This window comes from Paenilisteria riparia FSL S10-1204, from assembly GCF_000525995.1.
Classification (GTDB): domain Bacteria; phylum Bacillota; class Bacilli; order Lactobacillales; family Listeriaceae; genus Listeria_A; species Listeria_A riparia.
In genome coordinates, this window is sequence record NZ_AODL01000007.1 from 405,103 (window position 1) to 422,764 (window position 17,662).

General features: G+C 41.6%; 10 protein-coding genes and 3 pseudogenes. 3 read left to right on the forward strand and 10 right to left on the reverse strand.

Annotation, left to right across the window (positions count from 1 at the left end):
* Nucleotides 1-118: 118 nt before the first annotated feature.
* The 8 genes and pseudogenes from PRIP_RS06685 to PRIP_RS06715 form a co-directional block, all read right to left on the reverse strand.
* Nucleotides 119-550, reverse strand: coding sequence for a transposase (locus PRIP_RS06685; RefSeq protein WP_241434100.1), 432 nt, complete (start codon nucleotides 548-550; stop codon nucleotides 119-121).
* The gene (locus PRIP_RS06690; RefSeq protein ID WP_036100277.1) at nucleotides 540-1,418 is read right to left on the reverse strand and encodes a hypothetical protein; all 879 of its coding nucleotides are present in this window, start codon (nucleotides 1,416-1,418) and stop codon (nucleotides 540-542) included. The genes PRIP_RS06685 and PRIP_RS06690 overlap by 11 nt, the downstream gene beginning before the upstream one ends.
* The gene (locus PRIP_RS16695; protein ID WP_241434112.1) at nucleotides 1,412-1,612 is read right to left on the reverse strand and encodes an HNH/endonuclease VII fold putative polymorphic toxin; all 201 of its coding nucleotides are present in this window, start codon (nucleotides 1,610-1,612) and stop codon (nucleotides 1,412-1,414) included. Before PRIP_RS16695 ends, PRIP_RS06690 begins: the two co-directional genes overlap by 7 nt.
* A 38-nt stretch (nucleotides 1,613-1,650) precedes the next feature.
* Nucleotides 1,651-2,490 (reverse strand): annotated as a pseudogene (locus PRIP_RS06695) (RHS repeat domain-containing protein); the annotation flags it as partial.
* Between the two features lie 361 nt (nucleotides 2,491-2,851).
* Nucleotides 2,852-3,235, reverse strand: a complete 384-nt coding sequence (locus tag PRIP_RS06700) for a hypothetical protein (RefSeq protein WP_149023778.1) — start codon at nucleotides 3,233-3,235, stop codon at nucleotides 2,852-2,854.
* Nucleotides 3,236-3,387: 152 nt separating this feature from the next.
* Nucleotides 3,388-3,783 carry a hypothetical protein gene (locus PRIP_RS06705; RefSeq protein ID WP_149023779.1) on the reverse strand — a complete coding sequence of 132 codons (396 nt, stop codon included), beginning with the start codon at nucleotides 3,781-3,783 and terminating at the stop codon, nucleotides 3,388-3,390.
* 261 nt (nucleotides 3,784-4,044) lie between these two features.
* Entirely contained in the window at nucleotides 4,045-4,683 is a 639-nt protein-coding gene (locus tag PRIP_RS06710) for a hypothetical protein (protein ID WP_036100284.1), read from the reverse strand.
* Nucleotides 4,684-4,746: 63 nt separating this feature from the next.
* The gene (locus PRIP_RS06715; RefSeq protein WP_052008776.1) at nucleotides 4,747-11,319 is read right to left on the reverse strand and encodes a DNRLRE domain-containing protein; all 6,573 of its coding nucleotides are present in this window, start codon (nucleotides 11,317-11,319) and stop codon (nucleotides 4,747-4,749) included.
* A 640-nt stretch (nucleotides 11,320-11,959) separates the two neighbouring features.
* Here PRIP_RS06715 and PRIP_RS06720 point away from each other — a divergent pair.
* The 3 genes and pseudogenes from PRIP_RS06720 to PRIP_RS06735 all read left to right on the forward strand — a co-directional run bounded on the left by PRIP_RS06720 (nucleotide 11,960) and on the right by PRIP_RS06735 (nucleotide 16,070).
* Nucleotides 11,960-13,405, forward strand: coding sequence for a glycoside hydrolase family 1 protein (locus PRIP_RS06720; RefSeq protein ID WP_036084771.1), 1,446 nt, complete (start codon nucleotides 11,960-11,962; stop codon nucleotides 13,403-13,405).
* A gap of 412 nt (nucleotides 13,406-13,817) precedes the next feature.
* Nucleotides 13,818-15,179 (forward strand): PTS sugar transporter subunit IIC, encoded by a 1,362-nt coding sequence (locus PRIP_RS06730; protein ID WP_036100288.1) that lies wholly within the window; start codon nucleotides 13,818-13,820, stop codon nucleotides 15,177-15,179.
* A gap of 58 nt (nucleotides 15,180-15,237) precedes the next feature.
* A pseudogene (locus PRIP_RS06735) lies at nucleotides 15,238-16,070 on the forward strand (ROK family protein).
* A 45-nt stretch (nucleotides 16,071-16,115) separates the two neighbouring features.
* Here the strand turns inward: PRIP_RS06735 and PRIP_RS06740 are convergent.
* Nucleotides 16,116-16,845 (reverse strand): annotated as a pseudogene (locus tag PRIP_RS06740) (MurR/RpiR family transcriptional regulator).
* A gap of 160 nt (nucleotides 16,846-17,005) precedes the next feature.
* Nucleotides 17,006-17,614, reverse strand: coding sequence for an NUDIX hydrolase (locus PRIP_RS06745; protein ID WP_036100290.1), 609 nt, complete (start codon nucleotides 17,612-17,614; stop codon nucleotides 17,006-17,008).
* Nucleotides 17,615-17,662: the final 48 nt, after the last annotated feature.

Consider the following 17,662-nt stretch of genomic DNA (forward strand, 5'->3'; position numbering starts at 1 on the left):
TGTTTTGCTATAACTCTGTCCAAAAAAGTATTTTAGTCGCTACATATGCAACTGTTGCTAAGATAAAAAGAGAAACCGTAACTAATGAAACCAGGGGTTTGTCAAGAAAAGTGTGTAATTAAGAAATAGAAATGTAATGCGACACACGATTCTTAAGAGAATCCAAAAGAAGAAGTTGGTTCATGACGAGTGACCAGTTTTGGATATGTCCCTCTGCCCACTTCGCGTGCAGTTCCTTGACGCGTAAATACAGGACTTTGAGTAAGGCGTTTTCTTGCGGGAAGGCGCCTTTCTTCGTGACTTTGCGAAAGCTCGCATGAACACTTTCCACGGCATTTGTGGTATACATGATTTTACGGATGGCGCTGCCATAATCAAATAATTGTTCCACATGTTTAAAATTCCGCACCCAAACATCGATGGCACCTGGGTACTTACCCCACTGTTGGCAAAAAGAGTCTAATTGGCTTTGGCAAGCTTTTAGTGATGGAGCACCGTAGAGTTTCTTTAGAGAAGCCGTGAAGGCTTTATAAACCTTATTAACTCTCACACGCCTCCACAAAACTCCCTATCTCGTCAAATAGCAAAAATATTCCTTGATCTGTTTGTTCATAGACACAATGATTCCCACTAGACAAATCTACCCAGAGCCCACCTTCTTCAATGCAACCTATCATCCAAAAGAAATCTGGTACGGTAGTTCCATCTCCCACTATTCCAAACCTATTATCATGAATACTGAAGATAAAAACCTTCTTTCCATCGATTGTCCAATTTTCATTCTCGATTTCTTTCAGTTCAACTTTCAATCTTTCCGTATCTATTTCAACATTCCCTTCTATATTTAATGAAAAAGGAATAGCAAGAAAAACATAAAGGCATATTTCAAATCCAGAATCCATCATCTGAAAATAAATTGGATAATCACGTTGTGTAAAAGTATCATCACTATCCACTTTTATAAACTCATCTTGAAATATAGCTGGTATATCTAAATTTTCCAATTTTGTCATTTCACCAAAGACTATAGCATCTGGGATTCCATTAATTATGCTCATTATATTTTTGGATATATCATCCTTAATTTCAACAACTCCATAAAAGAAAGTTACCCCATCTATTTCCTCTGCATATTCTTGAGATAAGCTACACTCCATACTATTAATAACATCTTTATTTTTACTCCAAATCTTTTTATAACGATCTACACGTGTGGGGAATTCTATCTCTTCAACTATTAAAGCGAAGTAACTCATATCAGATTTCCCAGGTAAAATATCACTTAGTATTTCTATACAATACCTTTGATAGTTTTGTTGACCGATTTCCATTTCAATACCATTTATCGCTACACAATTCAGCTCTGAATTTAGTCCATTTTTCTTAAGTTCAGTCCATACTTTACTCATAATTACCATGCCAACCTTCCAAAATAGTCATAATGACGACCATTCTTACCATTAAAATGAGGCCCTCTATTTTGCGAAGGATCATCTTTATACCTATGTCCGCCAGAATGGTCTCTAATAACTCTCTTTCGCTTACCTTTTCCAAATGTATAGTCTCGTCCCGGTATTCCTTTACCCTGCCTGTTTTTTGTCAGGTTTAACACTAGTTGGATGTTGCGACATAGGTATTCCAAATTTTCTTTTAGCGGCTCTGAAAGCGCCTCTTCTTCCCGCGCCTTTTGGTGTATAATTTTTTGGTTTGGCAAACCGGTATAATTTTTTTAGCTCCTCTAAGAGCTTTTTTTGCTAGTTTAAATTTACCCCCACCAAGAGCTCCTTTTGCTGCTGCTATTCCAGCTTTTTTCCAACTCTTTGTCTTCTTATAAGCTTTATAGCCATCATATGCTGCAAATCCCGCATTAATCGCCAGCCATACCCAATGCCCATCTGGATCGATATGCATCACTGCGTTGTTGTTGGCATAGTTGTAGCTATTCATCGTCAATGGGTCATCTTCATCACCTGGATCTGGATCGACACTTATAAAAATACCTTGTTCTGGTTCATAGTAGCGAGCCATCAAGTAATACATACCAATTTCTTTGTCGTACGTATAGCCAGCATAGCCAAATGGGCTTTGTTTGGCTTCATTGGTCGTCTCGGTAGCTTTTAGCACGTTACCCCATGCGTCGTAGCTGTATTCTGCTATCGTGTCGCCTGCTTCATTCGTCAGGGCAACCACATCGCCATGCGCGTTGTAGTGATAGAATACTGTTTTTGTACCAACTTTCATTGCCATACGAACGTTACTATCCGAATAAACATATTGGCGTTGAACTGTTCCTGCGCCATCTGTTTCATACAGAACGTAAATACTATCGCCATCGTAGTAATACTTGGTTGTTTGTCCATTCACTGTTTTTTCAATGCGGCGATTATCGTCATCGTATTTGTAGGTTGCGAATGGGGTTGTCTCATCTTTTTTCGTGATAGCTATGAGTTGGTCTGCTGTATCCCATGTATACGTATACTTACCATCGCTTAGAGGGAACTCCAGACTAAATGAAAATCATGATATTTTGTAACAACACAATCGCAAATTAACCTAGCTTCTGTAAGCTTTTAACTCTGAATATACTTGTTTCAGTTTGATTCTCTCCGGTTCTATGAAGTGTCTTGTACTGGTTCAAGGAATATTCGCATCTCTTCATCTGTAGTATTTTTTTAAATTTTTTTTGTAACTCTTTAGCATTCATTTTTTTATGTTTTCAGGTGTCATATTTCCCCCTTTCTATGCACTAAGTTTTTATCTTGGCGAGTATGTATAGCATGTCCCCCTCCCGCGAGGAGAACATACTTAAGGTATCTCATGTTCTAATTACTTCTCATAAAGACAATGTAAACTAGACGACTTCATAAAATATCTGTGCTCCTTTTTTCAATAATGTCGTAGCTGTTGCATCATCATTAAATTTCATTTTTTCCATGGCGTTAAAGTATGAACCCCAAAATTCATTAAAAAAAGCAATGTCATTCTTATTAATGTATGCTCCTGGGAATATGCGAGATGTTATCTCGGCTGGAAGAAGTTTACCAGAATCATATGTTATTGTTTCACTCTCTCCGTCATTTATAACCTCACTATAAGTTCTATAGTACAGTAATTCATATACCTCTTGGTCTCTTTCCCCTATTAAAAATGGTGTAATTAATAAGTCTAATACTTCCTTTTCAGAACTTAACATCTTTTTTATATTTTCAGGATGTATATAGATACTTCTATTCATTTTATAGTTATTATCCATACTCGCTATTTTTTTACTATATCCATTCCTGGTGGCACTCTCCTTTTTTCGTGCGATTGTCTACAATTAAACATACCTATAATTATTAAATCACTTGCAAAATGTTATCCGTTCTTCTCTTATAGTAGTGATTTTCAATGTGATTGATTGTCTATTTCTGAAAAATACTCATCATATAGTGAACATCCTTGGAAAAAATTTTTGAAATATTTCTCTAAATCATTATGTCTATCATATTTCCACTTAGAGTATTTATCGTGTGGCTCTGCTCCTTTCTCAAGCATTTGCAAAAAAATATTTTTTGGTTCTTTTTCTAAGGCTCGTTTTATAAATAATCGCCCTCCTTGCTCTATTTCATCATAGTCTTCTAACTTACCAAATAACTCTGGATTTATGGAAGATACATATCCATATAACCATTGAAAATCAATATTATCGGATAGATATTCTTTTCCGAAACTCGACACAGTTTTTAAACGGCTTAATACTAGATCATCCGACAGAAACGGAGATATATCTTCTACATACACATTTGCCTGATTGTATTCAATTCTTTGATTAAGCTTGTAGCAGCATCTCTGTATGTATATTGACATCCTGACTTTATAATATGATGTTTCATCTTGATACTACTGCCCCAGATTAAACTCTTTTAAATATATTCCAAATTTTATGTAGTGAAGTAATACAAATCCTCAAAATGATTTATATTACTTCGTTTGATAGCTCTACCGATACTTTAAACCCACAGAACATTACTCTTACTTATCATCGTAGATATTGAGTAATTATTAAAAGCTACCCTCTTCAGGTATTCTAATATATAATCCCTCTGTACTTACTACTTTATCCATAAGCTCATTCCGCTGTTCCATCAAACAAGCTACATGCATCACTGAAACAGACAACATTAATTTCATATCACATATAAAAATAGTCACCTCTGCTTGACCTCGTAATCCTTTTTTTAATAAGTCTCGCAAATTCACTTGTTTTTCTGTTTTTTGCCGTTTTAGTTGCGCCATAGATTTTATTCGAAAAGTGAGGCTTGCATTGCGAACACCGCCCAAGTATACTTCACCCCTGTCTGAAACCGGTAATTTAAAGGGAACTTGTCCATATTCTTTATATAATTCAGGGCTGATTATATATGTCTCATCACTATATCCGACAATTTTCAGTATTGCTTGAAGAAATTTATGCTCGTAAGCCAAGTATTCTTTATTTCTTCGCCGATCAAATTTTGTATGGTAAATATCAAAATAGCTGTCAAAAATATACGTATTCTCCATTCTTTCAGGCAGAAAATCAATAATAAACCACTTATTTTGATTCAGTTCTACTAACGAGTCTACAAAACCTTCGCCATCTTCAAGAATGTCTTTAATATTTTCTATACCCGTAAAGTTAAATTTTTTTTGCAAAATCATAACTATTGGACACTTACTTTGCTCCTCCCCATGATCAATCCATCTGCACATAAATCCTTTATGCTATTTTTGTTTGGATGGTTTCCTGAGTATCTTTCCACCCTTATCCAAAGTCGCTTTAGCTTTTCCTTTTTTATCTTTCAACTTCCAATGACTCCCTCCATGGCTATTACCTTTACCGCGATCTCGTTCAACAGTCCATCCATTTTTAGCTTTATAAGCCTGTTTTGAACCTTTTACCCTTTGATTAAAAACTCCTAAGTCTACACTTTTACCGCCGTCTCTTTGTAAAGCTTTTGGGATACCGTACTCATCTGCAATAGACAGATGCGTTTTTTTACGCTGACTTTTATTTTTCCATATATTGCGAGCTGCTTTTAAAGATTTAGCGCCATAATAACTACCACCAATAACTAAAACTCCTGCAGTTGCTATATAGTACACCGCAGGTGCCAAAAAGATGAAATTGCCATCAGGATCGATATGCTTTATCGGGTTGTTATGAGTGTAGTTATAACTATTCATGGATTCTGGTTCATCATCATTACCTGAATAGGAATCTCTAGAAAGGAATACCCCTTGCATTGGATTATAATATCTAGCAATCAAGTAATAAGATGATAGTTCTTCATCATACATATATCCTGCATAACCAAACTTATTCAGTTTTGCCTCTGCTGATTTTTCATTGGACAGAAGAATATTGCCCCAGGCATCATACTCATACTCAGCGACTACTTCTCCATCTTCATCCGTTAATAAAATTACATCCCCATGAGCATTGTACTGATAAAACAAAGTTTTGTTAGCAGCCTTCATTGCTAATCTATAGCCACTAGCATTATAGATATATTGAACTGTTACAATATCATTTTCATCCGTTTCATACAACAGATTTATACTATCTTGTTCGTAATAATATTTGGTCTTCTTCCCACCTACATTCTTCTCTATTCGACGATCCCTATCATCATACTTGTAAGTAACAAAAGGAGTGCTTTCCCCTCTTTTTGTCACTGATATCAGTTGATCTGCCGCATTCCAAGTATACTGAAAGCGTTCATCTTCAATTCGATTACCATTAGCATCGTAAAGAATGGACTTATCATTCCACTTGATTAGTTGATTATTTTCATTGTAACTGGCTTTCTGCGATAATAAACCACTGGAATCTTTCACCTGTTCTCTATTACCAAAACCATCATAAATATATTCTTTAACCGTGCCATTTGATGTGCTTTCCTGTGTCAATTGGTTAATTTCATCATACTCATAAATTGTTTTCCCTTTTTGTTTATTATCAATTCCAATTCTATTGCCTGTATTGTCATACGTATAAGACTCTTCAAAAAGTGAATTTCCCAATCTTGTTCCTATCTGCACTTCTGTAACTTTTTGCGTAGTATCGTAATTAAAATTAGTTCCAACACCATTTCCACTAATTATATTTGATACATTTGAAAATTCATCGAAATCAAAGTAATAACTCTTATTACTGACATTAACCCTAGTATTTTGATCCAGTGAGTTATAAATATAGGATGCCTTGTACTGATAGCTACCATGAGTTACATTTATCTCTTTGATAGCTTGTCCAAGGCTCTTATCCTCTGAATCCGCCTTCTCTTTATATATTCTTTCTACTAGACTCCCGCGCTCTTCTTGCTTCACTAAGCGATTAGCATTATCGTATGTTTTAGCTCTAGTAATGTCGTTTATGCCATCATCCATTTTGGTCTCATTACCACTAGCATCAAACTGATACTGATATGCAACCTCGCCGTTCCATCTGACAATATTGTTCCTATCTGCTGTGTCATACCCTAAGTCAATCTCATTGCCATTTGGCATCGTAATATGACTAATATTTGAATTCAAATCAAAATCATAAGTGGTTTTAGTTCCTAGCGGTGTCGTAAATGATGTTAATTGGTTGTCGACATTGTAAGTGTAATTATAGGTTTTCTTTTTCTCACCATAATTTAATGACTGCTCTATACTATTGCCATTATCATCATACTTATAAGCAACCGCCGTACCGTTTGCTAGTGTTGTTTTTGTCAGTTGATTATCCGCGTTGTACTCTAATTTCTTCGTGTTGCCTTTTTCATCGGTTTCTGTCAGCTTGTTGCCGTAGACGTCATATGTGAAGGCCGTTTTGCGGTTTTCTTCATCGTAGGAAGCGACCACGTAATTGCCGTTTGAATCGTAGGTGTTTTTTGTCATTACTTCGCCATCTAGAATCCGTACATCGTCAAACCAAGCTTTTCCTGTCGCGCTGTTTTGGAACATGGTGGATACGCGGATGGTTTGGATTGGCTTCGTTGGTTTCACAACAACTGCACTTCGGTTCCAATCGTTGGTTCCTAGTGGGAATCGTGCGCGTACGTATTCATTTGTACCGTCTGTATAGCGGACATCGGCCCATAACGCGTAGTCATCGCTCAGTTTGCTTGTACCGCTGGCTTTGGCGTTCTCCGATTTGGACATGCCGGTAATCGTTACTGCTTTTGCGGTTGTTTGATTTAAAGTGACAGTTTGTCTTAGGAAAGCATTTTCTTCTGTCGTTGCTTTACGTTCATGTTGGACGGAACTGTCGCCGCTGAATGCTTCTGTGTCAGTGATGCGCATCGCCGTTAGGCTAGTGTTGCCAGCACGCACCCAGCCATCTGCCGTTAGTTCGGTGCTATTCTCCACGCTGTTGTTAACAAGTGGGTTGTAGCTCGACGCAGTACTTCCTTTTTCAAGTTGCACGTTATCATACCAGACTGTGCCTTTTCCTTTTGCTCCAGCCATTTGCTCGCTCATAAGATATATCAAAACTTTATTGGTTTCTTTCGTTGTTGTAAATGTCATTTGGCGCTTCAACCAGTTACGATTTCCTTGCATGGTAGCCGCACGGTTCGAGTTCCACACATTGCCATCCGTAACATCTTTACTTGCTGCTGTCTGCAAGCGTGCCATTAGGAAAGCATCTGAATTCGTCATATTCGCTGTTTTAATAGTCGCGCTCAACGTGTACGTCGTATTTGGCTCCACATCCACATATTGCGTCGCTGCTGTGTAACCTTTCTCCGTACTCGCTCCTTCACTCGAAATTTTGAGAGCACCACTGCCGCCCAAACTACCAGGTCCTTTTTCGCTACTATCAAAACTTAAACCGCCCGTTGTGTTGCTTTGAAGCATCTTCCAGTTTGGGAGAGTTGCGCCGCCTTCGAAACCATTATTCAATAATAAATTCCCAGCAGCTGACAAATCACCACTGCCACTTATCGGATTCCCGTAAGCATCATATTGCGTCACAGAAGACATATTGGCTTCCGTCTGAATGGTTTCCGATACTGCATCAGCGCCACTATACGCTGTCGTTGTTTCGCGATTCTCCGTATCTGTTGCAGAAATCACATCATTATTCTCGTTATACGCGTATTTCTCCGTTCCATAAGGATCAGTCACCGACGTCACATTTCCGTCTGCGTCATACGTATACGTCTCTTCTTGCCCTTTCGGACTCACTTCTTTGATTAGGTTATTCGCCTCGTAGCTCGTCGTCGTAGTTAACTTCAAGCCATCCGCGTCTACAACCACTTTCTCGGGGTTTCCCGCCTGATTATAGGTATAAACCGTCTTCTTACCCTTCGCGTTCACAAGCGTCGCCTCGCGCTTCTCAGGCGCATAGCTCAGCATCGTCGCTTTTCCAACTGGATCCGTCACTTTCACAAGTTTCTTATCCGTATATTCATAAGCCGTCTTGTATGGCTTCTCATCCGTATGTTTTGGATCATAAATCGCCGTCAGCAAGCCATCCGTGTAGCCATAACGATACTGCTTCCCGCGCGGCGTTGTCGACATCGTCAACTGCTTCTGCGCATCATAGCTAAACGTCACATCACGACTTTCCGGCCCTGAAACCTTCGTAATCTGCGCTCCGCCACTCGCATAACCAAAGCTCACCGTGCGACCCGACGCATCCTTCATGCTCGTCAATTTACCGCTAGTATACATGTACGTTAACGTATTGCCGTTCTGATCCTTCTCCGACAACAACTGCCCCACAGCATTAAACGCCACTTCCGACTTGTCCTGCTCCACTAGCAAAAAGCCATTTGCAGTCTTCGATAACTCGCTATAAACACCAGCAGGCGCCTCATATTTCGTGTCATTTTTCGTAAATAGCTGCGTTTTGTTATCCGATTCAAACAAAATCACATCACCATTCGGTTGCTCCGCCACACGCGTTTCCAGCGTACTCGTCCAACCTTTCCCAAAAAGACCAACCTGGTCATTCTGGCTATTAAAAGTACGGCTAATATTAATACTTGGCCCGCGTCCTTCTAATTCAAAATCCGTCTCACTAAACAAGAAATTCCCATTCGTCGCATTCACTTCGCCGCCAATAACAGGAATCGATGTCCAATAATCCACCATCCCTTGTTGCGAACCGACTTGCGGAATCGTTGGCTTGTAAATACCCGAAATCGCACTAGCCGCCTGTTTGCCCGTCTTCGTATAAGCTTTTACTCGGAAAGCGTATGTTTTCAAATGACCTAGCGTTCCGCCCGAGTTCTTATATACCGGCGACGGGTCTTGCGCTAATTCCGCGCCTTTTCCATCCGTATGAAGCTCCCAGCCACCTGCTGCAATCTCTGCATTCGTTGGCCAAAGTCCTTTATTCTGCGTCGTCCAAGTCGTCTTATTTCCAACATCAAATTCGACATCTTTTTTCCCGTCAAACATTGTCACGATGTAACCTTCTGCATTTGCAACAGGCGCCCAATTCACTTGCACATAACCGGTATTCGTCCCCGCCAAATTGGCATAGGCTTTCCCAGTCGGTGCTGCTGGCGTCTCTATCGGCATGTACACATCCGTAATATCCGATGTCGGGCTGTCTCCACCTGGGAACGTCGCCACAATCCGCACTATATATTTCAGCTGGTTTCGTAATCCAAAAGTACTGCCAGCTTGATAGCCATTCTCATAGAGTTCCCGCGGATCATTCGCAAATTCTACACCCTTGCCATCGGTATGGAAATCAAATTCTCCCTCATCAATCTCCGCTTGCGTCGGAAAAATACCCTTTCCTTTCGAAGTCCAAGATGTGACGTTTCCAACAGGGAACTGCTGATAATTATACCCGTTGGACAAAATCACTTTGTAGCCAGTAGCACCCGGCACCGCGTTCCACGTCAAATCCATATACCCCGTGCCAGTCCCCGGACCATTCGATGTCGTTTTCACCGTCGCTTTGGCAGGTTGCGCATACGAATACGTCACTTCCAAATACGGCACATTTTTACCCGTTTCCGTCGCGGTGAACTTCTTCCAAAAACCTTGCGTGTTCGTCGTATGCATCATGAAGCCATAGTTCACCCGCGTGCCCTGCGCCCACGCCTGCACCGTATCCTTCACGTTAAAACTAGCCCACTGATCCCGGCCAACGTTCGTTTGCGCAATATTCGTCGCTGTCGGTTTATTATTCCACGTAATCGCGCCCGGCGTCCACGCACCCTTGACCTCATCCAGTTTCACCAAGTTCGGCGTAGATGGGTAGTAATGCCATGTCGCATACGCCTTGAACGTCGCGGACTCAATCGATGCCTTCGCTAAAGATGACACATCCGGCTTAATGTACGCGTAGTTAATCCCTGTCGTGCCGTCATATTGACCAACAGATAACGTATACTCACCTTGTCCCGCGTCCCACAATTTACTTCCCGAATAATTCGTCGTCGGATAAGCACTCGCAATATGAGCATCCGTCACTTTCTTTAACTGCACACTCGGATCAATATACACCGGATATTCACGATTTTCCGCTTTCAACCAGTCCGCATCAGCAACCACTTGTAGCGCATAAGCCGTACTCGTCAAAGCCTCCAATTTGAATTCCACCGCATCCGAACTCGCCGCATTACCAGACTTCTCGTCCACATTCGAGTCCGACATCACCGGTTTTGGCAGTTCAAATACTACCTTGCCCTTACGGTTCGTAAACGTAATCGAACCATCCTCCAACTGCTCAACTTTCAGCTTCGTGTCTAATCGGAAATTATACATATTAAATCCATTATATTCATTAACAACAATGTCTTCTTTCACAGACGTGTTAAAATGCAAATTCCGCAAATCCGTGTTCGGCAAAACATCTTTAAATCGCACTTCATTACCGTCAACGCTTGATTCCACGTCCTTTACGGCAGTCAGTTCCTTCTCGCCCTCAGCAGATTCAAAACGAAACGCAATCGCTTCATTCCCTTCGCCAAAAACACTATACTTCCCGTCTTCCATCTTCGGTAAAAAACTTGCCTTAATTTCAGTACGTTCCGCTTCGATAACATTATCTTCCGTCGTCACCAAATCGTTCGACACCCGTTCCCACTCGCCATCTTCCTTCACATTCACAGGCTCCGTGAAAATCTGTTTCGTAAACGTCCCATTCTGATTATCATAAACAATCTCATTCTCCGTACGTTCCTCAACCAACTCAACCGGTTTCGCTTGCACCGTCGTTTTCGGCGTTGGAACAACATCTCCCTTGACTTCCTCAGCCCGCGGTTCAAATGCCGGTAAAGTCGAAACTACCAAAGCAATAACCATCCAGACTAACAACCCTTTTTTCAGCCACATCTTCATGCAAAAACTCCTCTGTTTTTCGTATTTTTTCTAGCTCTCCCTTAGGTGAAAATGTTCACCAACTTTTAAAGTAACATATTTTATACTGAAAAACAATTCTTTTTTTCGAATAAATCAATATTCACACACAATTCACAAAAAACCTATTTACACACAGTAAAAATCTCCAAAACACCTCCTTACCACTTATTATACGAACATACGTTTGATTTGTAAATAGAGGGAGTCTCCCAACTTGAAAAGCTGAACGGGCTCGTTCAGCTCCGAAAAAAACTGGAGCGGCCGCAATAAAAATCCTCTTTTGATTTTTATGGAGGGCGTGAAGTTTTCGAGGAGCTAGCCCGTGAAGCTAGATCCGGAGGCACCAAATGTGACGCCATACTCTGCAAACAAAACATTGTCTCCCATCACAATACTCCGAAAGGAAGGCAGTTTCATTTCATTCAACTGCATATTTAGGTTCTAACTCAGCAAAGCTCCCCGCTATGAAACACTACGTTCCACCCCTGAAACATATTCCAACCCACTGAAACATTGACCCGAATCGCCAAATAATATTTACTTTCACCTCGAAACCGTTTACATTTAAACCATAAACAAGAAGACAAAATCAGCGTTTTTAATTTTTCGGAGGTGCATTATGCAACACAAAACATTAAAGCCTTTCCCAAAAGATTTCCTTTGGGGTTCAGCGTCCGCAGCATATCAAGTCGAAGGCGCTTGGGACACAGAAGGTAAAGGTCCATCAGTTTGGGATGAATTTGTTCGCATTCCCGGCAAAACTTTTAAAGGAACAAATGGTGATGTGGCAGTCGATCATTATCACCGCTTCAAAGAAGACGTTGCGCTAATGGCAGAACAAGGATTGAAGGCTTATCGCTTCTCGATTGCTTGGAGTCGTATTTTCCCGAAAGGTCATGGCGAAGTAAATGAAGCTGGTTTAGCTTTCTACGACGCACTTGTTGACGAATTGGTAGCTCATAACATTACACCTGTTATCACGCTTTACCACTGGGATATTCCGCAAGCGATTCAAGACGAATATGGCGGCTGGGAATCTCGTCGCATCATTCAAGATTTCACCGATTACGCCGAAGTTTGCTTCAAACGCTATGGCGACCGCGTGAAATACTGGGTAACTTTGAACGAACAAAATGTTTTCATCTCGCATGGCTACAAATTGGCACTTCACCCGCCAGGTCTTACTGACGACAAACGGATGTTCCAAGCCAACCACATCGCTAACCTTTCCAACGCCTCAGCAATCGCAAAATTCCGCGAACTAGGCATGGACGGCAAAATCGGTCCAAGTTTTGCATATGGTCCGAACTATGCGATTGATGGCAAACCAGAGAACGCGTTAGCAGCTGACAACAGCGAAGAATTCAACGCGCACCTTTGGATGGACGTCTACACTTGGGGCGAATACCCAATCGCTGTCTGGAACTGGCTAGAAGACAACGGTTTCGCACCAGACTTAGAGCCAGGCGACACAGAACTTCTAAAAAAAGGAAAACCAGACTTTATGGGCGTGAACTACTACCGCACAATGACAAACGCGGCGAACCCGCTAGATGGCGTTGGCGTTGGTAAAATGAACACAACCGGTGAAAAAGGTTCCACACAAGAAAGCGGACTTCCTGGCGTTTACCGTCACGTTAATAATCCATATTTAGAAAAAACGAACTGGGATTGGGATATTGACCCAACTGGTTTACGCGTTGGCCTTCGCCGTATCGCAAGCCGCTACCGTTTACCGATACTTATTACTGAGAACGGTCTTGGCGAATATGATACATTAGAAGAAGGAAACGAGATCCATGACGAGTACCGCATCGACTACATCCGCGCTCACTCGATTGCCATTCAAGAAGCAATCACAGACGGCGTGGAAATGCTAGGCTACTGCACATGGTCGTTCACCGATTTACTAAGCTGGTTAAACGGCTATCAAAAACGTTACGGTTTCGTTTATGTGGACCGTGATGAAAATGATGAGAAAGAATTAGCCCGCTATAAGAAAGATAGTTTCTATTGGTATCAAAAAACAATTAAAGAAAATGGGGCAAATTTGATTAACGAGTAAAAATAGGGTTCACCGGGCATGGCTTGAAGCACGTCTGGTGAATATGGTTTGGTTGAAGAGAAAGCGTTAACAAAACTGGGTTTGTTGTGGTTCTTATGAAGCGTGCTTTGCTGAATTAGAGCCTCAATATGCATAGGAACGAAGTGAGTATGTAATCCATTAGTGGTTCTTATGACAGTGAGCTTAGAATGACTTGGGATTGGGAGGTTAGTGGGTGTTTGGGCATGTAAGGATTTGGCGTCTTGTTCGGCGCCTCCGGATCCAGCCTCAAGAGCCAGCCCTTCGGAAACTTCACGCCCTCCAAAAAAGTCAAAAGAGGACTTTTTCTGCGGCCGCTCCAGTTTCTTTCAGGGCTAAACGGGCTCTTTCGGCTTTTCAATTCGGCTTTTCAATTTAGAAAGGGGTTTATACAATGAGTTTAATGACAAAATTTGAACATGGGATGGAGAAAGCGCTTGTACCGGTTGCCAATAAGCTGAATTCACAGCGGCACATTGCTGCCATTCGTGATGCTTTTATTTTAGTTTTCCCATTAATTATGGCGGGCTCTATCATCCTATTAATTAACTTCGCGGTACTTAGTCCAGACGGATTTATCGCAAAAATCTTATTCTTAGGTAAAATATTCCCGAATCTTGCGGAGGCTCAAGCGATTTTTGCGCCAGTATTACAAGGTTCAACCAACATTATGGCCATTCTTATTACATTTTTAGTAGCACGTAATTTAGCAATTTTCTTCCAGCAAGATGATTTATTATGTGGTTTGACAGCGATAGGCTCGTTCTTCATCATCTACACGCCTTACTTAGTTGTCGATAACCAAGCATACATGACTACAAAATTCTTAGGAGCCCAAGGTCTTTTCGTAGCTCTAATCGTTGGTATTATTACAGGGGAAGTCTTCAGCCGTCTTGCACGTGCGCCTAGACTTACAATCAAAATGCCAGCTCAAGTTCCACCAGCAGTTTCTCGTTCTTTTAAAGTATTGATTCCAGTTATCTTAGTTATGATCTTGTTCTCTGTTTTGAACTATTTAATCACATTAATCGCTCCAGAAGGTTTGCATGACCTTGTTTATACAGTGATTCAATCACCACTAAAAGACATGGGTACGAATATTTATTCTGTACTATTACTTGGTTTTATTTCCAACTTACTATGGGTTCTTGGTATTCACGGACCAAATACGATTGCTGCGATTCGTGACACCATTTTCACAGAGCCTAACTTAGCAAACTTAAACTATGTAGCCTCACACGGTTCTGCATGGGGCGCGCCTTACCCAACAACTTGGGCAGGTCTAAATGACGCTTTTGCGAACTATGGTGGTTCTGGTATGACGCTCGGTCTTTTGATTGCGATTTTCATTGCTTCTAAACGTGCCGATCACCGCGATATTGCGAAACTTTCGATTGCACCAGGTCTTTTCAACATCAATGAACCGGTTATTTTCGGTCTTCCAATCGTGCTGAATCCGATTATGGTTATTCCGTTCATCTTTGTTCCAGCAATCAACACATTAATCGGTTACTTCTTCATTCACTTCAAAATCATTCCGCCAGTGGCCTATCAAGTACCTTGGACAACACCAGGTCCACTCATTCCGTTCCTTGGTACCGGAGGAAATTGGCTCGCATTACTTGTCGGTCTGCTCTGCCTAGGCGTTGCAACCTTGTGTTACCTACCGTTCGTTCTTGTATCTAATAAAGTAGCCGCAAGTGACGCACAAATGGACGCAAACGCGACAGAATCAGCAATAGCTACTGAAAAATAGGAGTTGAAAAAATTTGAAAAACCTGGCAGCATTTGATATTGGTGGAACAACCTTAAAAATGGGACTCGTTTCAAGCGAAGGCACCATTATCCAACATGAAAAAATGACAATTCCTGATTTTGATGGCGAACTAATATTAGCAGGAATTTCAGATTATACGAAAAACATGATGTAGCGGGCATTGCAATCAGCGCGCCCGGCTACATCAACCCAAAAACTGGCTTCATCACGATGGGCGGTGCCATCCGCGCTTTCGATAACTTTCCACTTCGCGAATACCTAGAAGAAAAAACAGGTCTTCCCGTCACTGTAGAAAACGACGCGAACTGCGTTGCCCTTTGCGAAAAATGGGTCGGCGGCGCACAAGACCTAGATAATTTTCTATGTATGACCGTCGGAACAGGTATCGGCGGCGGCATTTTCATCGACGGCAAGCTGTACAGCGGCTCTAAATTCCGCGCTGGCGAATTCGGCTACCTTTTTAGCGACCGTCCAGGCAGTTTCGAACCTGGCCGCTACACGATGAACCAAACAACAACCATGCTCGTTTTGCGTCGCCAATACGCCGCACATACTGGCAAGGCGCTTCAGGAAGTCACAGGCGAAGAAATTTTTGCGGCGTACGACAATCATGACCCTATCGCTGAAAAATTGATTCACGACTTCTACACAGGTCTTTGTAGCGGTTTGTACAATCTGATTTACTGCTTCGATCCAAGCCATATCTTCATCGGCGGCGGTATCACAGATCGACCAACCTTCCTAGACGAGCTAAAACATCACATGGCCTTCTTCGGCCTTCGCGATACCGAACTCGAACTCGTCTCCCACAAAAACCAAGCCGGCCTTCTAGGCGCAGCATATCACCACTTATTGTTAACTAAAATATAAAAAACAAGGCGGAAAATTCCTGAATCGGAGCTTTCCGCCTTGTTTTCATATTTGATGCCTATTATACGTCTTCTTCGCCATCGCTTCCAGCAAGAATAAAACCGGAATTTGCGTCGTAATATTCGTTTCATGAATCATTTCCTGCGTGACATAATACGGAATATTAATATCCGACAAGCCCGCCAATGTATTTTTGCTTGAGTTTGTAATACTAATGATCTTGCTACCATACTGCTTCATGTTCTGCGCCTGAATAATGACCTGCGGCGTCTCACCCGAAACCGACAAAATAACCATCACCGCATTATCAAATTGCTGCGCCGCGTTCGGATAAAACGGGTCCTTAATATAAAACGTCCGCTTCTGCAAATTCGAAAAAAAAGCGCGACCCATACTCCGCCAAAATACCCGACGTCCCAATTCCCACAAACACGACCAGCTGCGCGTCATCAATCACATCCACAGCCTTATCGAGAATCTCATCATAGTCCCGACGCAACGTCCGTTCAAAAAACTCCTCCAAAACCTCAATCGTATCCGCCGTCTTCTTCTTGCCCTTTTCCTTAGAAGCCTGTTTCAGCTGCACCTTAAACTCCGAAAACCCGTCATACCCCAGTTTCCTCGTAAACCTCACAATCGAAGCCGCCGACACATGCGTCTCATCCGCCAACTCCCGCACCCGCATATACATTACCTTTTCAGGATTATCCATTATGTATCGATATAAATGCAATTCCGTCTCCGTAAACTTACTCACCACTTCATAAGGAAACATTCACAACTCATCCTTTCAAAAAATATTCACCCATACAACCATTGCGACCAAACATTTCTACAGATACTATAAATTGAGTATACGTTAACTCCATGTTTTTTTACAGTTTAAATATTATCCGTCAAAATTGTCAAGGTGAATTATTTCCCGGGAAATAAACTCACAATATTCCCCGAAGCTCCATCGCGTCAATCAATTTCCCATAATAATTATTCTCTTCCAACGTAAACTGGCGCATGCCAACCATCTCATCCACAGGTTCTTCCACACCCAATTTAAATCCACGAACACGCAACGCATCCGCTTCCCCTTTAAAGAAAGCCCGAAATTCCTGCAAATTAGCCGTCACCATTCCGCCTACTTCTTCCTCTTGCAAATCAAAATCAGCCAAAGTTCCCGCAAACTTATACAAAAATACATGGCAAAACTCGCGATCCACAAAGCCAGCCGTCACATAACTCGTGGCAATCACGCCAAGCGGCACCAAATCATCAAAAGTAACCGCAACACCTAACTCCTCTTTTACCTCACGAATCCCGTCCAGCACCGTCTCATCCTGCGTCAAATGCCCCGCTGCCGTTATATCATAAAGCCCCGCAAAGTCCTTCTTCTTGTCGCTGCGATATTGAATAAAAATCTCCGTCAAATCCTCCGAAACAAACCAACAATGAAATGTTTCGTGCCACAAACCCTTATGATGCACATCGTCGCGGCTCGCCGTCCCAATTTGCTGATGCTCCACATTGAAAATCTTTAGTTTCTCCACCATTCTAAGTTCCTCCTTCTATTTCTAAAAAAACTCCGCGCCTAACAAAAG

Bases quoted from the DNA above. Each gene is read 5' to 3' on its own strand.
- PRIP_RS06690 (WP_036100277.1), bottom strand. From the start codon at position 1,418: ATGGTAATTATGAGTAAAGTATGGACTGAACTTAAGAAAAATGGACTA.
- PRIP_RS06700 (WP_149023778.1), bottom strand. From the start codon at position 3,235: ATGAATAGAAGTATCTATATACATCCTGAAAATATAAAAAAGATGTTA.
- PRIP_RS06710 (WP_036100284.1), bottom strand. From the start codon at position 4,683: ATGATTTTGCAAAAAAAATTTAACTTTACGGGTATAGAAAATATTAAA.
- PRIP_RS06715 (WP_052008776.1), bottom strand. From the start codon at position 11,319: ATGAAGATGTGGCTGAAAAAAGGGTTGTTAGTCTGGATGGTTATTGCT.
- PRIP_RS06720 (WP_036084771.1), top strand. From the start codon at position 11,960: ATGCAACACAAAACATTAAAGCCTTTCCCAAAAGATTTCCTTTGGGGT.
- PRIP_RS06730 (WP_036100288.1), top strand. From the start codon at position 13,818: ATGAGTTTAATGACAAAATTTGAACATGGGATGGAGAAAGCGCTTGTA.
- PRIP_RS06745 (WP_036100290.1), bottom strand. From the start codon at position 17,614: ATGGTGGAGAAACTAAAGATTTTCAATGTGGAGCATCAGCAAATTGGG.